General features: G+C 67.5%; 14 protein-coding genes. 9 read left to right on the top strand and 5 right to left on the bottom strand.

Annotation, left to right across the window (positions count from 1 at the left end; all coding sequences use genetic code 11):
* Positions 1-3 precede the first annotated feature (3 nt).
* Positions 4-642 carry a phosphoribosylglycinamide formyltransferase gene (gene purN, locus GAK28_RS02175; protein ID WP_291774423.1) on the bottom strand — a complete coding sequence of 213 codons (639 nt, stop codon included), beginning with the start codon at positions 640-642 and terminating at the stop codon, positions 4-6.
* Positions 643-650: 8 nt separating this feature from the next.
* Entirely contained in the window at positions 651-1,688 is a 1,038-nt protein-coding gene (gene purM / locus GAK28_RS02170; RefSeq protein WP_291774420.1) for a phosphoribosylformylglycinamidine cyclo-ligase, read from the bottom strand.
* A gap of 138 nt (positions 1,689-1,826) precedes the next feature.
* Between purM and GAK28_RS02165 the strand changes: the two genes are divergently transcribed.
* The 3 genes from GAK28_RS02165 to hda all read left to right on the top strand — a co-directional run bounded on the left by GAK28_RS02165 (position 1,827) and on the right by hda (position 4,781).
* The gene (locus GAK28_RS02165; RefSeq protein ID WP_291774418.1) at positions 1,827-2,816 is read left to right on the top strand and encodes a DUF2066 domain-containing protein; all 990 of its coding nucleotides are present in this window, start codon (positions 1,827-1,829) and stop codon (positions 2,814-2,816) included.
* Positions 2,817-2,916: 100 nt separating this feature from the next.
* Positions 2,917-4,086 carry an AI-2E family transporter gene (locus tag GAK28_RS02160; protein ID WP_291774416.1) on the top strand — a complete coding sequence of 390 codons (1,170 nt, stop codon included), beginning with the start codon at positions 2,917-2,919 and terminating at the stop codon, positions 4,084-4,086.
* Positions 4,083-4,781 (top strand): DnaA regulatory inactivator Hda, encoded by a 699-nt coding sequence (gene hda / locus GAK28_RS02155; RefSeq protein WP_291774413.1) that lies wholly within the window; start codon positions 4,083-4,085, stop codon positions 4,779-4,781. Before GAK28_RS02160 ends, hda begins: the two co-directional genes overlap by 4 nt.
* A 51-nt stretch (positions 4,782-4,832) precedes the next feature.
* Here the strand turns inward: hda and GAK28_RS02150 are convergent, their stop codons facing one another.
* A complete protein-coding gene (locus tag GAK28_RS02150) occupies positions 4,833-5,642 on the bottom strand; it encodes an inositol monophosphatase family protein (RefSeq protein ID WP_291774411.1) in 810 nt (269 codons plus the stop codon).
* A gap of 135 nt (positions 5,643-5,777) precedes the next feature.
* On the opposite strand from GAK28_RS02150, the gene GAK28_RS02145 reads away from it, so the two are divergent.
* Positions 5,778-6,542, top strand: coding sequence for an RNA methyltransferase (locus GAK28_RS02145; protein ID WP_291774408.1), 765 nt, complete (start codon positions 5,778-5,780; stop codon positions 6,540-6,542).
* A gap of 412 nt (positions 6,543-6,954) precedes the next feature.
* On the opposite strand, the gene GAK28_RS02140 is transcribed toward GAK28_RS02145, so the two are convergent.
* A complete protein-coding gene (locus GAK28_RS02140; RefSeq protein WP_291774406.1) occupies positions 6,955-8,274 on the bottom strand; it encodes a hemolysin family protein in 1,320 nt (439 codons plus the stop codon).
* Positions 8,275-8,380: 106 nt separating this feature from the next.
* Between GAK28_RS02140 and GAK28_RS02135 the strand changes: the two genes are divergently transcribed.
* Together GAK28_RS02135 and GAK28_RS02130 are read left to right on the top strand one after the other, a co-directional pair.
* On the top strand, positions 8,381-9,010 hold the full coding sequence (locus GAK28_RS02135; RefSeq protein WP_291774403.1) for a pit accessory protein: 630 nt from the start codon (positions 8,381-8,383) through the stop codon (positions 9,008-9,010).
* A 13-nt stretch (positions 9,011-9,023) separates the two neighbouring features.
* Positions 9,024-10,148: an inorganic phosphate transporter gene (locus tag GAK28_RS02130; RefSeq protein ID WP_291774400.1), complete on the top strand. Its 1,125-nt coding sequence runs from the start codon at positions 9,024-9,026 to the stop codon at positions 10,146-10,148.
* A gap of 198 nt (positions 10,149-10,346) precedes the next feature.
* On the opposite strand, the gene GAK28_RS02125 is transcribed toward GAK28_RS02130, so the two are convergent.
* Complete coding sequence (locus GAK28_RS02125) at positions 10,347-10,751, bottom strand: hypothetical protein (protein ID WP_291774397.1); 405 nt, start codon at positions 10,749-10,751, stop codon at positions 10,347-10,349.
* Between the two features lie 72 nt (positions 10,752-10,823).
* On the opposite strand from GAK28_RS02125, the gene GAK28_RS02120 reads away from it, so the two are divergent.
* The 3 genes from GAK28_RS02120 (at position 10,824) to ybaL (ending at position 15,078) form a co-directional block, all read left to right on the top strand.
* The gene (locus tag GAK28_RS02120) at positions 10,824-11,195 is read left to right on the top strand and encodes an MGMT family protein (RefSeq protein ID WP_291774394.1); all 372 of its coding nucleotides are present in this window, start codon (positions 10,824-10,826) and stop codon (positions 11,193-11,195) included.
* Positions 11,196-11,224: 29 nt separating this feature from the next.
* The gene (recQ, locus tag GAK28_RS02115) at positions 11,225-13,039 is read left to right on the top strand and encodes a DNA helicase RecQ (protein WP_291774391.1); all 1,815 of its coding nucleotides are present in this window, start codon (positions 11,225-11,227) and stop codon (positions 13,037-13,039) included.
* 383 nt (positions 13,040-13,422) lie between these two features.
* Positions 13,423-15,078 (top strand): YbaL family putative K(+) efflux transporter, encoded by a 1,656-nt coding sequence (gene ybaL / locus GAK28_RS02110; RefSeq protein ID WP_291774388.1) that lies wholly within the window; start codon positions 13,423-13,425, stop codon positions 15,076-15,078.
* Positions 15,079-15,145: the final 67 nt, after the last annotated feature.

The raw sequence follows: 15,145 nt of genomic DNA, 5'->3' as shown, positions 1-15,145 counted from the left end.
CTCCTACAACAGCGTGCGCAGCGACAGGGGGCTGGATAGGGATTGATTGTCGAAGGTGGGGCCGTTCGACCAGCCCAGTCGGCCCGAAGCGATGGCCTTCACGACGGCAGGAAGCAATCGGTGCTCTTCGACCAGGAGCCGCTCGGCCAGGGCGTCCTCGGTATCCCCTGGCATCACCGGAATACGCGCCTGCGCGATCACCGGGCCGCCGTCCAGCTCGGCGGTGACGAAATGCACGCTGGCGCCATGTTCCGTGTCGCCAGCGTCGAGGCATTGGCGATGGGTATGCAGACCCCGGTACTTCGGCAGCAGCGACGGGTGGATATTGATCGCCCGGCCTTCCCAGTCGGCCACCACGCTCGCGTCGATGATGCGCATGTAGCCCGCCAGCACGAGCAGGTCGGGCTTCGCCTCGGCGACCTTGCCGAACAAGGCGCGATCGAAGCTGACGCGATCCGCGAAATCGCGGGGGCTCACATGCACGGTCGGGATGCCGGCCTCGGCGGCGACGGTCAGCGCGCCGGCCTTGGCCTTGTCGCTGCCGACCAGCACGAACTCGACCGGCAACCGCGCGGCGATGAGCGCGGCGAGGTTGCTGCCGCGCCCGGAGGCGAGCGCGGCGACGCGCAGGGGACGATCCACGTGCGGACTCAGGCGATATGGACGCGCTCGTCGCCCGAGGCGGCGACGACCGTGCCGATGACCCGCGAGGCAAGGCCATGGCCGTTCAGCACGGCCTGCGTTGCTTCGACCTGGTCGGCCGAGATGAGCACGGTGAAGCCGATGCCGCAGTTGAAGGTGCGCCACATCTCGTCGCGGGCGACGTTGCCTTCGCGCTGCAGCCACTGGAACACGGGCGGCAGTTCCCACGAGCTGGCGTCGATGGACAGGCCGAGGCCGTCCGGCACCACGCGGATGATGTTTTCCTTCAGGCCGCCACCGGTGATGTGGGCCATGCCGTGGACGTCGACCTTCGACAGCAGGTCGAGGATCGGCTTCACGTAGATGGTGGTCGGGGCCATCAGGGCATCGACCAGCTTCACGCCGCCGATATCGCTGTCCAGCGGCGAACCGGCACGCTCGAGGATGCGGCGGATGAGCGAGTAGCCGTTGGAGTGCGGGCCGGAGGAATCCACGCCCAGGATGACGTCGCCGGCGACGATCTTCGAACCGTCGTTCATGGCCGACTTCTCGACCGCGCCGACGGTGAAGCCGGCCAGGTCGTACTCGCCCGGCGGGTACATGTCCGGCATTTCGGCCGTTTCGCCACCGATGAGGGCGCAGCCGGCCAGTTCGCAGCCACGGGCGATGCCCGAGACAACGGCGGCGGCCGTATCGACGTGCAGCTTGCCGGTGGCGAAGTAGTCGAGGAAGAACAGCGGCTCGGCGCCCTGGACCAGGACATCGTTGACGCACATGCCGACCAGGTCGATGCCAATGGTGTCGTGGCGGTCGAGCTGGTGGGCCAGCTTGAGCTTGGTGCCGACGCCGTCGGTGCCCGAGACCAGCACGGGTTCCTTATAACGGCCGGAGAGGTCGAACAGGCCGCCGAAGCCGCCCAGCCCGCCCATGACTTCGGGACGGAAGGTGCGCTTGACCATCGGCTTGATGCGCTCGACGAGCGCGTTGCCCGCGTCGATATCGACGCCCGCGTCGCGGTAGGTGAGGGAGCCCTGATCGGAGGACATGGACGGTTCCGGCACGTATTGGAAACCGTGCATGATAGCAGCAAGCGGCCCGGCCTCCGGGGTTCTCACGCGCCCTGGATGGACGCCATGACACGCTTTGGGCAGACTTCCCGCCTTCATAGAGCAGACGTCACGACCATGCGCCCAGTCCGCCTCTTCGCCCTCCTGCTGATCGTCCTGTCCCTGTTCGTGGGCACGGCGATGGCCCAGGCCCCCCTCTACACGGTGACCGTGCCGGTGGCGGACACCAGCGCGGCCGTGCGCGACCAGGCCTTCGCCAACGGCCTCACCCAGGTGCTCGCCCGCGCCAGCAACGGGGCGGACCCGCGCAGCAAGCCGGGCTACGCCGATGCCATCAAGCAGCCGGGTGGCCTGGTCCAGCAGTACCAGTACGCCCGTACCGGGGGAGCCAACGGCGCGCCCCTGAGCCTGGAGATTGTCTTCGACCCCGGCGCCATCCGCCGCGTGCTGGCGGTGGGCGATGCCTCCGTCACCGCGCCGAAGCCACCGGTGCTGGTGGTGGTCCGCGACAGTTCCGGCAAGGCGCTCGGCACCCAGGACATCACCCCGCTGGCCCAGATGGCCGATACCCGCGGCTACCAGACGGCAACCCCCCGCGCCGACGCGGCGGTGGATGTCGACGCGCTGGGCAAGGGCGACGCGGCCGCGCTGGCCAGCGTGGCCCGCCAGTACAACACCGGCACCGTGCTGCTCGGCCACCTCAATGCCGACCAGAGCATCGACTGGACCCTGCTGGCCAATGGCCGTTCGAGCAGTTGGACCGACAGCGGCGAAGCCCGTGCTTCCCTGCTCACCAATGGCGCCAATGCCATGGCCGACAAGCTGGACCGCCAGTTCGCGGCGGCCCAGGGCGGCAGCTCCAGCGGCAAGATCTGGGTGTCGGGCCTGCGCTCGGCGACCGACTACGCGGGCCTGTTGTCCACCTTCCAGAACGACCCGGCCGTGCGCTCGATCGCTCCCCTGGCGGCGTCGCCCGATGGCGTCCTGATGAGCGTGAGTGCCAGTGCGCCTCTGGCCCGGATCGTCGCGGGCTATGCCTCCGGCGGTCATGTCCTGGAGGCCGGCGCGCACGACGGCGCCGACCTCGCCGTACGCTGGGTTCCCTGACGCGGCAGGATTCGCCCGTAAGGGGCATGATCCGCGACAGTGCCGTCACTTCCGCCTACGGATGATGGCGGATTGCCCCTCATGCCTCTGAAGGAATCGCATGACCCACGATAATTCCCGCCGCTGGCAGTTGCTGGGCCTCACCGCCGTCGTCGTGTTCGTGATCTGGCTGCTGGCGCCGGTGCTCATGCCGTTCGCCATCGCGGCGATGCTGGCCTACCTGGGCGATCCGCTGGCCGACCGCCTCCAACGCCTGGGCATGGGGCGCGCGTGGGCGGTAAGCATCGTGTTCACCGTGATCGCGGTGGTCTTCATCGGGGTGCTGCTCCTGCTGGTGCCGTTGATCTCGCACCAGGTCGAAAACCTTTCCGAGAACCTGCCGCACTACGTCGAGTGGGCACGCGGCACGGCCTTGCCATGGGTCCAGCAGCGCCTGCACCTGGAGCCGGATACCTTCAACGCCGACAAGGTGCTGGCGGCGATCCGCGAGCACATGGGCTCGATCGGCAGCATCGCCGCGCGTACCGTCGCCAAGGTGACCCAGTCGGGCATGGGCGTCATCACCTGGCTGACCAACCTGGTGCTGATCCCCGTCGTGGCCTTCTACCTGCTGCGCGACTGGGACACGATGATCGCTCACATTCAGCGACTGCTGCCGCGCTCGATCGAGCCGACCGTGGTGCGCCTGTCGCGTGAGTCCGACCAGGTGCTGGGCGCCTTCGTCCGCGGCCAGTTGCTGGTGATGCTGGCGCTGGGCGTTTTCTACGGCATCGCCTTGACCGCCGTCGGTATTTCCATCGGTCCGCTGATCGGCATGATCGCCGGCCTGCTGAGCTTCGTGCCTTACCTCGGCTTCATGATCGGCTTCGTCGCCGCGATGATCGCCGCGCTGGTCCAGTATGGCGACTGGATGCACATCATCCTGGTCTGCGTCGTGTTCACCGTCGGCCAGCTGCTGGAAGGCTACGTGCTGGTGCCCCGACTGGTCGGCGGCAAGATCGGCCTGCATCCGGTGGCGGTGATCTTCGCCGTGCTGGCGGGGGGTCACCTGTTCGGTTTCCTCGGCGTGCTGCTGGCCCTGCCTGCGGCCTCGGTCGTAGTGGTATTGTTGCGTTACGTCTTCGCTCGTTACCGGGAGAGCGATCTCTACACGGAGCCGGCCGCAAGGCCCGATCCGGATCCGGCGAAGGTGGATGTCGATGTGGACGTCGACGTCAAGGTGAATACCCGGGGGCCACGTCCGATGCTCCCCGACGACGGAAATACATGACGAGTCAGCAACTCCCGCTCGCCCTGCGCTGGCCGCGTCGCCAGCGCTTCGAGCATTTCCATGCCGCTGGCAATGCCGCCGCGGTCGAAGCGTTGCGCGCGGCGGCGGCGTCCGCCGATGCGCCGTGGGTGTTCATGGCCGGTCCGCTGGGCAGCGGCCGTACGCACCTGCTCATCGCCGCCTGCCAGGCGGCGATCGATGCCGGTCGCACGGCGCAGTACCTTCCCCTGGCCGTCTTGCGTGGTCCGCGCGCGGAAGCGATCCGCGGCATGGCCGGCAGCGACGTGCTGGCGATTGACGACCTGGATTCCGTGGCGGGCGAGGCCGATGCAGAGCACGCCCTGTTCGACACCTTCAACCGCTATCGCGCGGAAGGGTGCACGTTGCTGTTTGCCGCGAGCGCGGCACCTTCGTCGGTGGGCATCGCCTTGCCCGACCTGCGTTCGCGCCTGGGTTCGCTGACCCAGGTGCTGCTCAAGCCCATGGACGATGCCGAGCGCCGCCATGTGCTGCGTGAGCATGCGAAGGGCCGCAGCATCGAGCTGGACGACACCGTCCTCGACTGGCTCTTCGCCCACCACGCGCGCGACCTGGGCGCGCTGCTCGACCTGCTCGACACCCTCGATCGCGCGACGCTGGCCGCACAACGGCGCGTCACCGTGCCGTTCCTGCGCAACCTCCTAAAGCAAATGTAGCGATCCCGCGACAGCGGGCCAGATAGGCGGCCGCCGCGGGATAAGCGTTCGTTACTCCGACACGCCCAGCAAACGCGGCGTCGCATTGGCCCCGATCACCTCGGTCATCGCCGCCGCCACCTTATGGTTACCGGCGATGAGGTTGCCGCTTTCCGGCAGGCCTTCGCGACCGGCGAAGTCGTTGTAGACGCCGCCCGCCTCGCGCACCAGTAGCGCGCCCGCACCGATATCCCACACGTTCAGGCCCGGCTCGAAGTAGCCGTCCAGGCGACCGGCGGCCACGTAGGCCAGGTCGAGGGCGGCCGAACCCATGCGGCGGATGTCCTCGGCTTCGCGCAGCAGCGCGCTGGTCATGGCCAGCTGCGATTCGAGGTGGTTGCGCGCGCGGTACGGGTAGCCCGTGCCGAGCAGGGCGCCGGCGATGCCGTCACGACGGCCGACGCGGATGCGGCGGTCGTTGAGGTAGGCGCCATCACCCTTGCTGGCAGTGAACAGCTCGTCGCGCAGCGGATCGAAGACCACGCCGTACACCGGTTCGCCCTTGTCGAGCAGTGCGATGGATACGGAGAAGTGGGGAATGCCGCGCAGGTAATTGTGCGTGCCGTCCAGCGGATCGATGACCCAGGTCAGCGGACCCTTGCCGATCTGACCCGATTCCTCGGCCAGGATGGCGTGGGTGGGGTAGGCGCGACGGAGTTCCTTGACGATCTCGGCTTCGGCGAGGCGATCGACCTCGGAGGCGAAGTCCATACGCTGCTTCTCGACGACCGAGAGGCCCTCGATGCGATTCATATAGCGCAGGATGATGTTTCCTGCGGAGCGCGCGGCGCGCGCCGCGACGTTGACGGCGGGTCTTGGCATGGGGATCGGCTTGGCAAAAGAACGGGGGTGCGGTCAGGGCCGCAACGACCGGGAAGTCTACCACCGGGGACGGTGAGGCCCAAGCCGAGGGGCGGTGTAGACTTTCCGGTTCGCCCCACAGCCCCTTTGATCCGCATGGCCCTGTCCGAGCTGCACGACCGTCTCCGCTTCGTCCTCGTCCGAACCTCCCATTCGGGAAACATCGGCTCGGCCGCCCGCGCCATCCGCACGATGGGCTTCGACCGGATGACCCTGGTGGCCCCGCATCGCTTCCCCGACCCCGAGGCGACCGCGCTGGCGGCGGGGGCCGACGACGTGCTGGCCAACGCGGCCATCCATGAGGACCTGGTCTCGGGACTGGCCGGCACGACCTTCGCGCTGGGCCTGTCCGCCCGCCGCCGCGGTGTGAACCTGCCGGAGCTGGACCCGCGCGAGGGCGCCGCCCAGGCCATCGCCGCCGCCCGGCGTGGCGAGCAGGTGGCCCTGGTCTTCGGCAACGAGCGTACGGGCCTGGAGAACGACGAGCTGTCGCGCTGCCACGCGATGGTGCGCATCCCCAGTGTGGACGATTTCAGCTCGTTGAACCTTTCGCAGGCCGTGCAGGTGGTGGCCTACGAGATCCGCATGGCCCTGGTGGCCGAGCAGGCGAAGGAGCCCGAGGCCCCGGCCGACCCGGACGAGGTGCCGGCCGATGCCGAGCAGGTGGAGCGTTTCTTCACCCATCTGGCCGAAACCCTCGACGATATCGAGTTCCATAAGGGCCGCTCGCCCACCACCATCATGCTGAAACTGCGCAAGCTGTTCCTGCGTGCGCGTCCCGAACTGCGCGAGCTGCGCATCCTGCACGGCATCCTTGCCGATGCGCAGCGCATGGCGGGGATGGCGAAGAAGGGCGATTGACTCGCTCGTCGTTCCTGTGAAAACAGGAACCCAGCGCCTCGGTTTGCCAGTAGGGCGAGGGCGCCGCATCGGCTTTTGCGTAGGGGACCTCGACGCGACAACCGATCGCATCGCGCTGGGTTCCAGCGTTCGCTGGAACGACGGATCGCGTGCTCGTCGTTCCTGTGAAAACAGGAACCCAGCGCCTCGGTTCGCCAGCATGGCGAGGGCGTCGCATCGGCTTTTGCGTAGGAAGCCGCGACGCGACAACCGACCGCCCCGCGCTGGGTTCCAGCGTTCGCTGGAACGACGGTCTCCCAGCCCCGTCGTTCCTGTGAAAACAGGAACCCAGCGCCTCGGTTGACCAGTAAGGCGAGAGCGCTGCATCGGCTTTTGCGTGGGAACGACGGTGGAGTCGCGCGCAAGCGAGCTCCTACAATGGATCGGGCTCGTGTGCCGATGGCGTCGGGCTGACCATCACCTTGTCGATCCGCGCGCCGTCCATGTCCACCACCTCGAAGCGATGGCCCTGCCAGTCGAAGGCTTCGCCGGCATGGGGGATATGGCCGAACTGGGTAGTGACCATGCCTGCCACCGTGCGGAAATCGTGTTCTTCCTCGTTGGGTAGGCGGTCGAGCTGGAGCAGCTCGCGCAAGTCGTCGGCGGGCAGGGAACCGTCGATCAGCCAGCTGCCGTCCTCGCGACGGATGATGGGGCCGTCCTGGTCGATGTCGTCCGCCCCCGGCGCAGTGGCGCCGACCACGGCGGAGAGCAGGTCGTTGAGCGTCACGAGGCCTTCGATATCGCCATATTCGTCCACGGCCAGGGCCAACTGGGTATCGGCGTCGCGAAACGCCTCCAGCAGGTCGAGGGCGCGGGCGGTGGCGGGCACGAAGAGCGGACGGGCGATGTGGGCGAAGATGTCCACCTCGCCGCCTTCCAGCGAGCGGATGAGTGATTTCACCTCGACCGTGCCCACCACCTCGCTTTCGTCGCGGCGGTACACCGGATAGCGCGAATACGGGGTGGCGCGCAGCACCTCGAGGTTGTCCTCGCGGGAGGCGGCGATATCCAGCCAGGCGATTTTCATGCGCGGGGTCATCACCGAGCCGACGGCGCGGTCGCCCAGGCGCAGCACGCGGTTGACCATGTTTCGCTCGTCGCTGTCGAGGATGCCCTGCTCGGCGCTCTCGGCCACCAGCAGGCGGATCTCCTCTTCCGTCGCCGCCGAGGAACCGCGCCGATGCAGGCGCAGCAGCCGCAGGATGCCGGTGGAAAGGTGGTTGAGCAGCCAGACCATGGGCAGCACGATCCGCGAGATCACCAGCATCGGCATGGCGATCTGGCAGGCGATGCGCTCGGGCGCGGTGAGGGCCGCCCGCTTGGGCACCAGCTCGCCGATCACGATCTGCACCAGCGACATCAACAGGAAGCCGGCCAGCCAGCCCAGCACCCGCATGTACGGCTCTAGCCAGGCCGGGCCGTCGCCGTGGATCAACTCGGCGAAGTGCTCCGCCAGGCGATCGCCGGCCAAGGCGCCCGTGACCAGGATGATCAGGGTCATGCCGATCTGGACGGTGGACAGGAAGCGTTCCGGGGATTCGGCAAGTTGCAGGGCCGTGCGGGCACGGCGGCTGTCCCGTGCCATCTGCTTCAGGCGGCTCTTGCGCGAGGCGACCACGGACATCTCGGACAGGGCGAAGAAGCCGTTGCCGAGGGAAAGGAGCAGGACCAGCAGGAGTTCGGTGAACATGCGCGGGCCTTATACCAGACCCGGCGTGCCGGGGGGATGCTGCGGTCGCACGAAGGTGTCCGGTAACATATCGGTCATATTATTCACGGTCCCCCCAGGCAACCCCATGTTTTCACTCCAGACGATCTTCGGTAAGGGCGACAAGTTCTATGGCCTGCTCGAGGCCAGCGCCGAAGCCGCCCGCGAGAGCGCGAAGGCCATGCGGGAACTGGTCACCCAGCCCGACCGCACGCCCGTGATGGCGGCCTTCAGCACCGCCCGCGCCCGCGAGAAGGCCCTGCACGGCCAGATCGGCGAAGAGCTGGTCAACACCTTCGTGACCGCGCTGGATCGCGAGGACATCGAGGCCCTGAACTCGGCCCTGTACAAGATTCCCAAGACCATCGAGAAGTTCGCCGAACGCTACATCATCGTCGCCGAGCGCCTCCAGGGTATCGACTTCAGCCAGCGCGCCGTCCTGCTGGAGCGCTCCGCCGATGTCGTGGTGGCCATGATCGGCCAGCTCCGCCACGGCCTGAAGATCGACCCGGTGAAGAAGCTCCGCGACCAGCTCCAGGCGCTGGAATCCGAGGCCGACCGCCTGCTGCTCGAACCCTACCGCACCCTCTACGCCGAAGGCTCCGACCCGATCCGCGCCGTGCTGGCGAAGGATCTCTTCGAGCTGGTCGAGAAGGCGGTCGACAAGTGTCGCGACGTCGGCAACGTCGTCTATTCCATCGTGCTCAAGAACTCCTGACGGCGGCCGTCCCATGAGCATGGTTCTCGCGGTCGTCCTGATCGCCCTCGCGTTCACGTACATCAATGGCTTCCACGACACGGCGAATTCCATCGCCACCGTGGTCGCCACCAAGGTACTCACGCCCGGTCAGGCCGTCCTGCTGGCGGCCGTCACCAATCTCGCCGGCGCCCTGTGGGGCACGGCCGTGGCCGCCACCATCGCCTCGGGCCTGATCGACACCGGCGTGGTCGATGTCGGCTCGCACCTGCTGATCAGCGCGCTTTTGGGTGCGACCATCTGGAACCTCATCACCTGGTGGCTGGGTCTGCCGTCCAGCTCCAGCCACGCGCTGGTCGGTGGCCTGTGCGGTGCCGCCCTGGCGGCGTCCGATGGAAACTTCCATTCGATCATCTGGTGGCAGGGCGGGGAGCACTGGTGGCTCGGCAAGGGCGTGCTACCCAAGGTGATCGTGCCGATGATCGTCTCGCCCTTCCTGGGCTTCGTGATCGGTTTCCTCATCATGGGCGGGCTCTACGCGTTGCTGGGCTTCTTCTCCAGCCGCAAGGGCTTCCTGCATCGCCTGGGTCGCACGCCGTTCGTGAACAGCTTCTTTGGCAAGGCGCAGATCCTCTCCGCCAGCGCCATGGGCCTGTCGCACGGCATGAACGACGCGCAGAAGAGCATGGGCATCATCGCGCTGGCCCTCGCCGGTGCGACGGCGGCCGGGCAGTTCGACCACCTGCCGGTCTTTCTCGACTTCCTGCGCATCCCGCACGACCCCAACGCGGCCGGCGGCTTCCCGATCCCGGTGTGGGTGAAGGTGGTCTGCGCGCTGACCATGGCGGCCGGCACGGCCGGTGGCGGCTGGCGGATCATCAAGACCCTGGGCCACAAGATGGTCAAGCTGCACCCGATCAACGGCTTCGCGGCCGAGGGCAGCTCGGCGGCCGTGATCCTCACGGCCTCGATGCTGGGCGTGCCGGTCTCCACCACGCACAACGTGTCCGCCTCGATCATGGGCGTGGGCGCCGCCAAGCGTCTCAATGCCATCCGCTGGTCGGTGGTGGAGCGCATGGTCTGGGCCTGGATCCTTACGCTGCCGATCACGGCGGGTATCGGCTATGGGCTGGTGAAGCTGGGGCGCCTGTTCTTCTGATACGGGTCGATGCCTTGGGGGAATCACGCGCAAGCGCGCTCCTACAGGGCATCGCTGATCGCCGGGTTACACCGGATACCCGGCGGGGCATCGCCGATCGGTGGGTTGCGCGATACGTGGCGGGGCCTCGCTGATCGCCAGGTTGCAGGATGCATCGACGATTGCGGGATGTTGTAGGAGCGCGCTTGCGCGCGATCCCTACAGGGCGTCAGCCTCGCCGTTGACGACCTGCTCCAACTGGTCGCCCGTGACCCCCAGCACATCGATCAACCGCGCCAGTTCGCGTTCGTCCAGCGAGTCGTAGGGCCGGTTCTCGCACAGGTGCAGATAGGGCGACCCATCCAGGTCGGCCTCGGCCAGGTAGCCGGTGCGCTGCTCCCAGTTGAAACGCAGGCAGCGCCGGGCGTCCAGTCCGGCCAGCGGGCCGATGGGCGTGGACAGGCGCAGGTAACGCCGGCCGTCGTCGTCCTCCAGTTCGGCCAGGTAGATGCCCTGGTGCCGACCGCCGCGCAGGGCCACGTCGAAACTGATGACGTAGGGCTCGTTCTGGCGGAGCTTGTGGATGCCGCCCAGGTGGGAGCGGATTGCCTCGAAGTGACGCATGGCCGTCGGGTCCGTCTTTCGGGACCCCGATGGTACGCTCACGTTCGTTTCCCTCGCATGCACGTCCCGCCCATGATCGATGAACTCGACGACGACGAGGCCCGCGAGCTGCGGGCGAGCCGCATCCTCCAGGCCGTGGCCGCCATTCCCCGTGGGCGTGTCGCCAGCTACGGCGCCATCGCCGCCCGCGCCGGCTACCCCGGTCGCGCCCGATTGATCGGCCGGGTGCTGGGCGAGGCGCCCAACCGTCCCGACCTGCCATGGCATCGCGTGCTGCGCTCCGACGGAAAGATCGGTATCCCTGCCGGGACACGCGGTTACCGCGAGCAATGCAAGCGACTGAAAGCCGAGGGCGTCACCGTGAAGGACGGTCGCGTGCCGATGAGCGCGTTCGGCCTCGACCACGACCTCGATCGCGCGATCTGGGGCTGGCCGGGCGGCTGAGACCGGGCGTGGTTTGCTAGCATTCGCGGATGCAGTCCCAGGCTCTCGACCTCCTCCACTCCGTATTCGGTTATCCCGCGTTCCGCGGCCAGCAACAGGCGATCGTCGACGAGGTGGCCGGCGGCGGCGACGCCCTCGTGCTGATGCCTACCGGTGGCGGCAAGTCGCTGTGCTATCAGATTCCCGCGCTCATGCGTTACGGCACCGGCATCGTCGTGTCGCCGCTGATCGCGTTGATGCAGGACCAGGTCGACGCCCTGCTCGAAGCGGGCGTGAAGGCGCGCTACCTCAACTCCAGCCTGGACGCCGTCACCCAGCGCGAGATCGAGGACCTCCTCGTCGCCGGTGAGCTCGACATGCTCTATGTCGCGCCCGAGCGCCTGCTTACCGGTCGCTTTCTGGCCTTGCTCGATCGCATCCCCATCGCGCTGTTCGCCATCGACGAGGCGCACTGCGTCTCGCAATGGGGCCACGACTTCCGCCCGGAATACCGCGAGCTCACCATCCTGCACGAGCGCTTCCCCGAAGTGCCGCGCATCGCGCTCACGGCCACCGCCGACGAGCGCACCCGCGAGGAGATCGTGGAACGGCTCGGCCTCCAGGAGGCCCGACGCTTCGTCTCCAGCTTCGACCGCCCGAACATCCGCTACCGCGTGGCACCGCGCGAGAACGGCCGCCGCCAGTTGCTCGACTTCCTCGATGCGCATCGTGGCGAGGCCGGCATCATCTACTGCCTCAGCCGCCGCAAGGTGGATGAGACCGCCGCCTGGCTTTCGGAGGCGGGCGTGGAAGCCTTGCCGTATCACGCGGGCCTCGACGGCGACACGCGCATGCGTCACCAGCAGCGCTTCCTGCGCGAGGACGCCATCGTGATGGTGGCGACCGTGGCCTTCGGCATGGGCATCGACAAGCCCGACGTGCGCTTCGTCGCCCACCTCGACCTGCCGCGCAGCATGGAAGGCTATTACCAGGAGACCGGCCGAGCGGGGCGCGATGGCCTCGCCGCCGAAGCCTGGATGGTCTACGGCCTGGGCGACGTCGTGACGATGAGCCAGATGATCTCGCAGTCCGAATCCGGCGACGACCGCAAGCGCATCGAGCGCCTGAAGCTCGACGCCCTGCTCGGTTACGCGGAAGCCACACGCTGCCGCCGCCAGCTCCTGCTGGAAGCTTTCGGCGAGGTCTATCCGCAGCCTTGCGGCAACTGCGACAACTGCCTCGTGCCGCCGAAGACCTGGGACGCCACGGTCGCTGCGCAGAAGGCGATGTCATGCATCTACCGCAGTGGCCAACGCTACGGCGCCGGCCATCTCATCGAGATCCTGCGTGGCGAAACCGGCGACCGCGTGCGTGACATGGGTCACGACCGCCTCACCGTATTCGGCGTCGGCACCGACATGGACGCCACGCAGTGGCGCTCGGTGTTCCGCCAGTTGCTGGCCGCCGGGCTCATCGAGGCCGATCCCGAGGGCTACGGCACGCTGCGGCTGTCGTCGCGCAGTGGCCCCGTGCTTAAGGGCGAAGTGAAGGTCTGGCTGCGCGAGGACGCCCGTCCCGCGCGCGGCCGTCGCACCACGAAATCCTCGCCCGCGGCGTCGGGTGCGTCCCTGGGCATCGAGGAGATCGAGATGCCGTTGTGGAACGAACTGCGCCGTGTGCGCGCCGAACTGGCACGCACCCACGGCGTGCCGGCCTACGTCATCTTCCACGACGCCACCTTGCTGGCGATGCTCCGCTCGCTGCCGCAGGACGAGGACGAACTCGGTGCGATCAGCGGCGTAGGTGAGAACAAGCTCAAGCGATACGGCAAGGACTTCCTGGCGGTGCTGACCCAGGCGGAGTAACGGCCTGCCGCCGATCCCGGTCCGTTTTTCGGTGGGAGCGGACCGTGTCCGCGATCCGGCGGCAGCCGGCATTTGGCATATGACGCGGGATACCCGCAGTATGCTGTGCATGGCCTCATTCGCGATAGCCGCGTCGAGGGTTCGCGGACACGGTCCGCTCCCACGGCAGCCGACCTCTTGCATCACATTACGAGCTTGAGGTTATTCTCAACCCCGCGCCACGCCTGAAAAAAATCGCCGACGACGCTTGCATCGAAGCGGGGCCGTCCCCAAACCTTCGGGGTTAGCCCCTATTCGATACGTTCGCCCGTTCGACGTGACGATGACGAGGGTGCATGCCGTGACCTCCCGGTGGCGGCCAACGACGACTCAGGGAGCCGCCCATGCACGACGCCACGCCACTCATCGCCACCATTGTCGGTGGCCTTGTACTCGCCTTCATCTTCGGTGCCATCGCCAACCGGCTGCGTCTGCCGGTGCTCGCGGGCTACCTGCTCGCCGGCGTGGTCGCCGGTCCCTTCACGCCCGGATATGTCGCCGACGCCCATATCGCGCAGGAACTGGCCGACCTCGGCGTGATCCTGCTCATGTTCGGCGTGGGCCTGCATTTCTCGCTGAAAGACCTGCTCTCCGTGAAAGCCATCTCCATCCCCGGCGCGGCCGTGCAGATGGGCGTGGCAACCGGCCTGGGCATGCTGCTGGGCTGGTCGCTTGGCTGGCCGATGGCGCAGGGTTTCGTCTTCGGCCTGGCCCTGTCGGTGGCCAGTACGGTCGTGCTGCTGCGGGCCATGGAAGAGCGTCGCCTGCTCGACAGCGACCGCGGCCGCATCGCCGTGGGCTGGCTGATCGTGGAAGACCTCGCCATGGTGCTGGCGCTGGTGCTCCTGCCGGCCATCGGGGGATTCCTTGGCGCGGAAAACGGTGGTGAGACGCCGACGACCGCCGCACTGCTGGGTACCGTTGCCTGGACGATCGGCAAGGTCGGCCTGTTCGTCGCGGTGATGCTCATCGTTGGCAAGCGCCTCATTCCGTGGACCTTGCAGGCGGTATCGGCCACCGGCTCGCGCGAACTGTTCCGCCTTGCCGTGCTCGCGATTGCCCTCGGCGTCGCCTTCGGTGCGGCGAAGCTGTTCGATGTGTCGTTCGAACTGGGTGCGTTCTTCGCCGGCATGATGATGGGCGAGTCCAAGCTCTCGCAGCAGGCCGCCGAGGAAACCCTGCCGCTGCGCGATGCGTTCGCCGTGTTGTTCTTCGTTTCCATCGGCATGCTGTTCAATCCGCATGTGCTGGTCGAGCATCCGTGGATCGTGCTCGCGGCCTGCTTCATCATCATCTTTGGCAAATCGGTGGCGGCCTATGCCATCGTGCGCGCCTTCGGTCGTCCGCCCAAGACCGCGCTCACCATTGCCACCAGCCTGGCGCAGATCGGCGAGTTCTCTTTCATCCTGGCCAGCCTCGGCGTGTCGCAGGGTCTGCTTAGCGAACAGGCCCGCGATGTCTTGCTCGCGGCAGCCATCGTCTCGATCCTCGTCAATCCGCTGTTGTTCCTTGCGCTCGACAAGTGGGTGGCGAAGAACGATGCCGACGCACCGGATGAGCATCCGGACGTGAAGGGCCATACGGTCCTGGTCGGTTTCGGCCGTGTCGGTCGCCGGGTGTTTTCCGAACTTGTTTCGGCGGGTGCCCCGATCCTGGTCATCGAAACGGACGAGGATGCCGTCCGCACCTTGCGCGACGACGCACGTGCGCAGGTGGTGATCGGCAACGCGGCCTCCGCGCCGGTGCTGGCCGAGGCGAACCTTGCCGGTGCCCGCGCCCTGATCGTGGCCGTTCCCGATCCTTTCGAAGGTGGCCAGATCGTGCGGGCCGCCCGGGCCCTCCGCCCCGACCTGCCCATCGTCGCCCGTGCCCATTCGCAGGAATGTGTGGCCCATCTGTCGGGCCTGGGTGCCAGCGAGGTGCTCTACGGCGAGGAAGAACTGGCGCACAGTATGTTCGAGGCGGCCCGGGGGCCGAAGACGGCCACGTCGTCCCATTGATCCATGTATCGCGGATCGCATCCGCGATAGGCGCCGACACGTCCTCCTAACGCCTCGCCCGCTAACG

Source organism: Luteibacter sp., from assembly GCF_009912395.1.
In the GTDB taxonomy this organism is placed as follows: domain Bacteria; phylum Pseudomonadota; class Gammaproteobacteria; order Xanthomonadales; family Rhodanobacteraceae; genus Luteibacter.
This window is presented reverse-complemented; position numbering and strand designations above follow the sequence as displayed.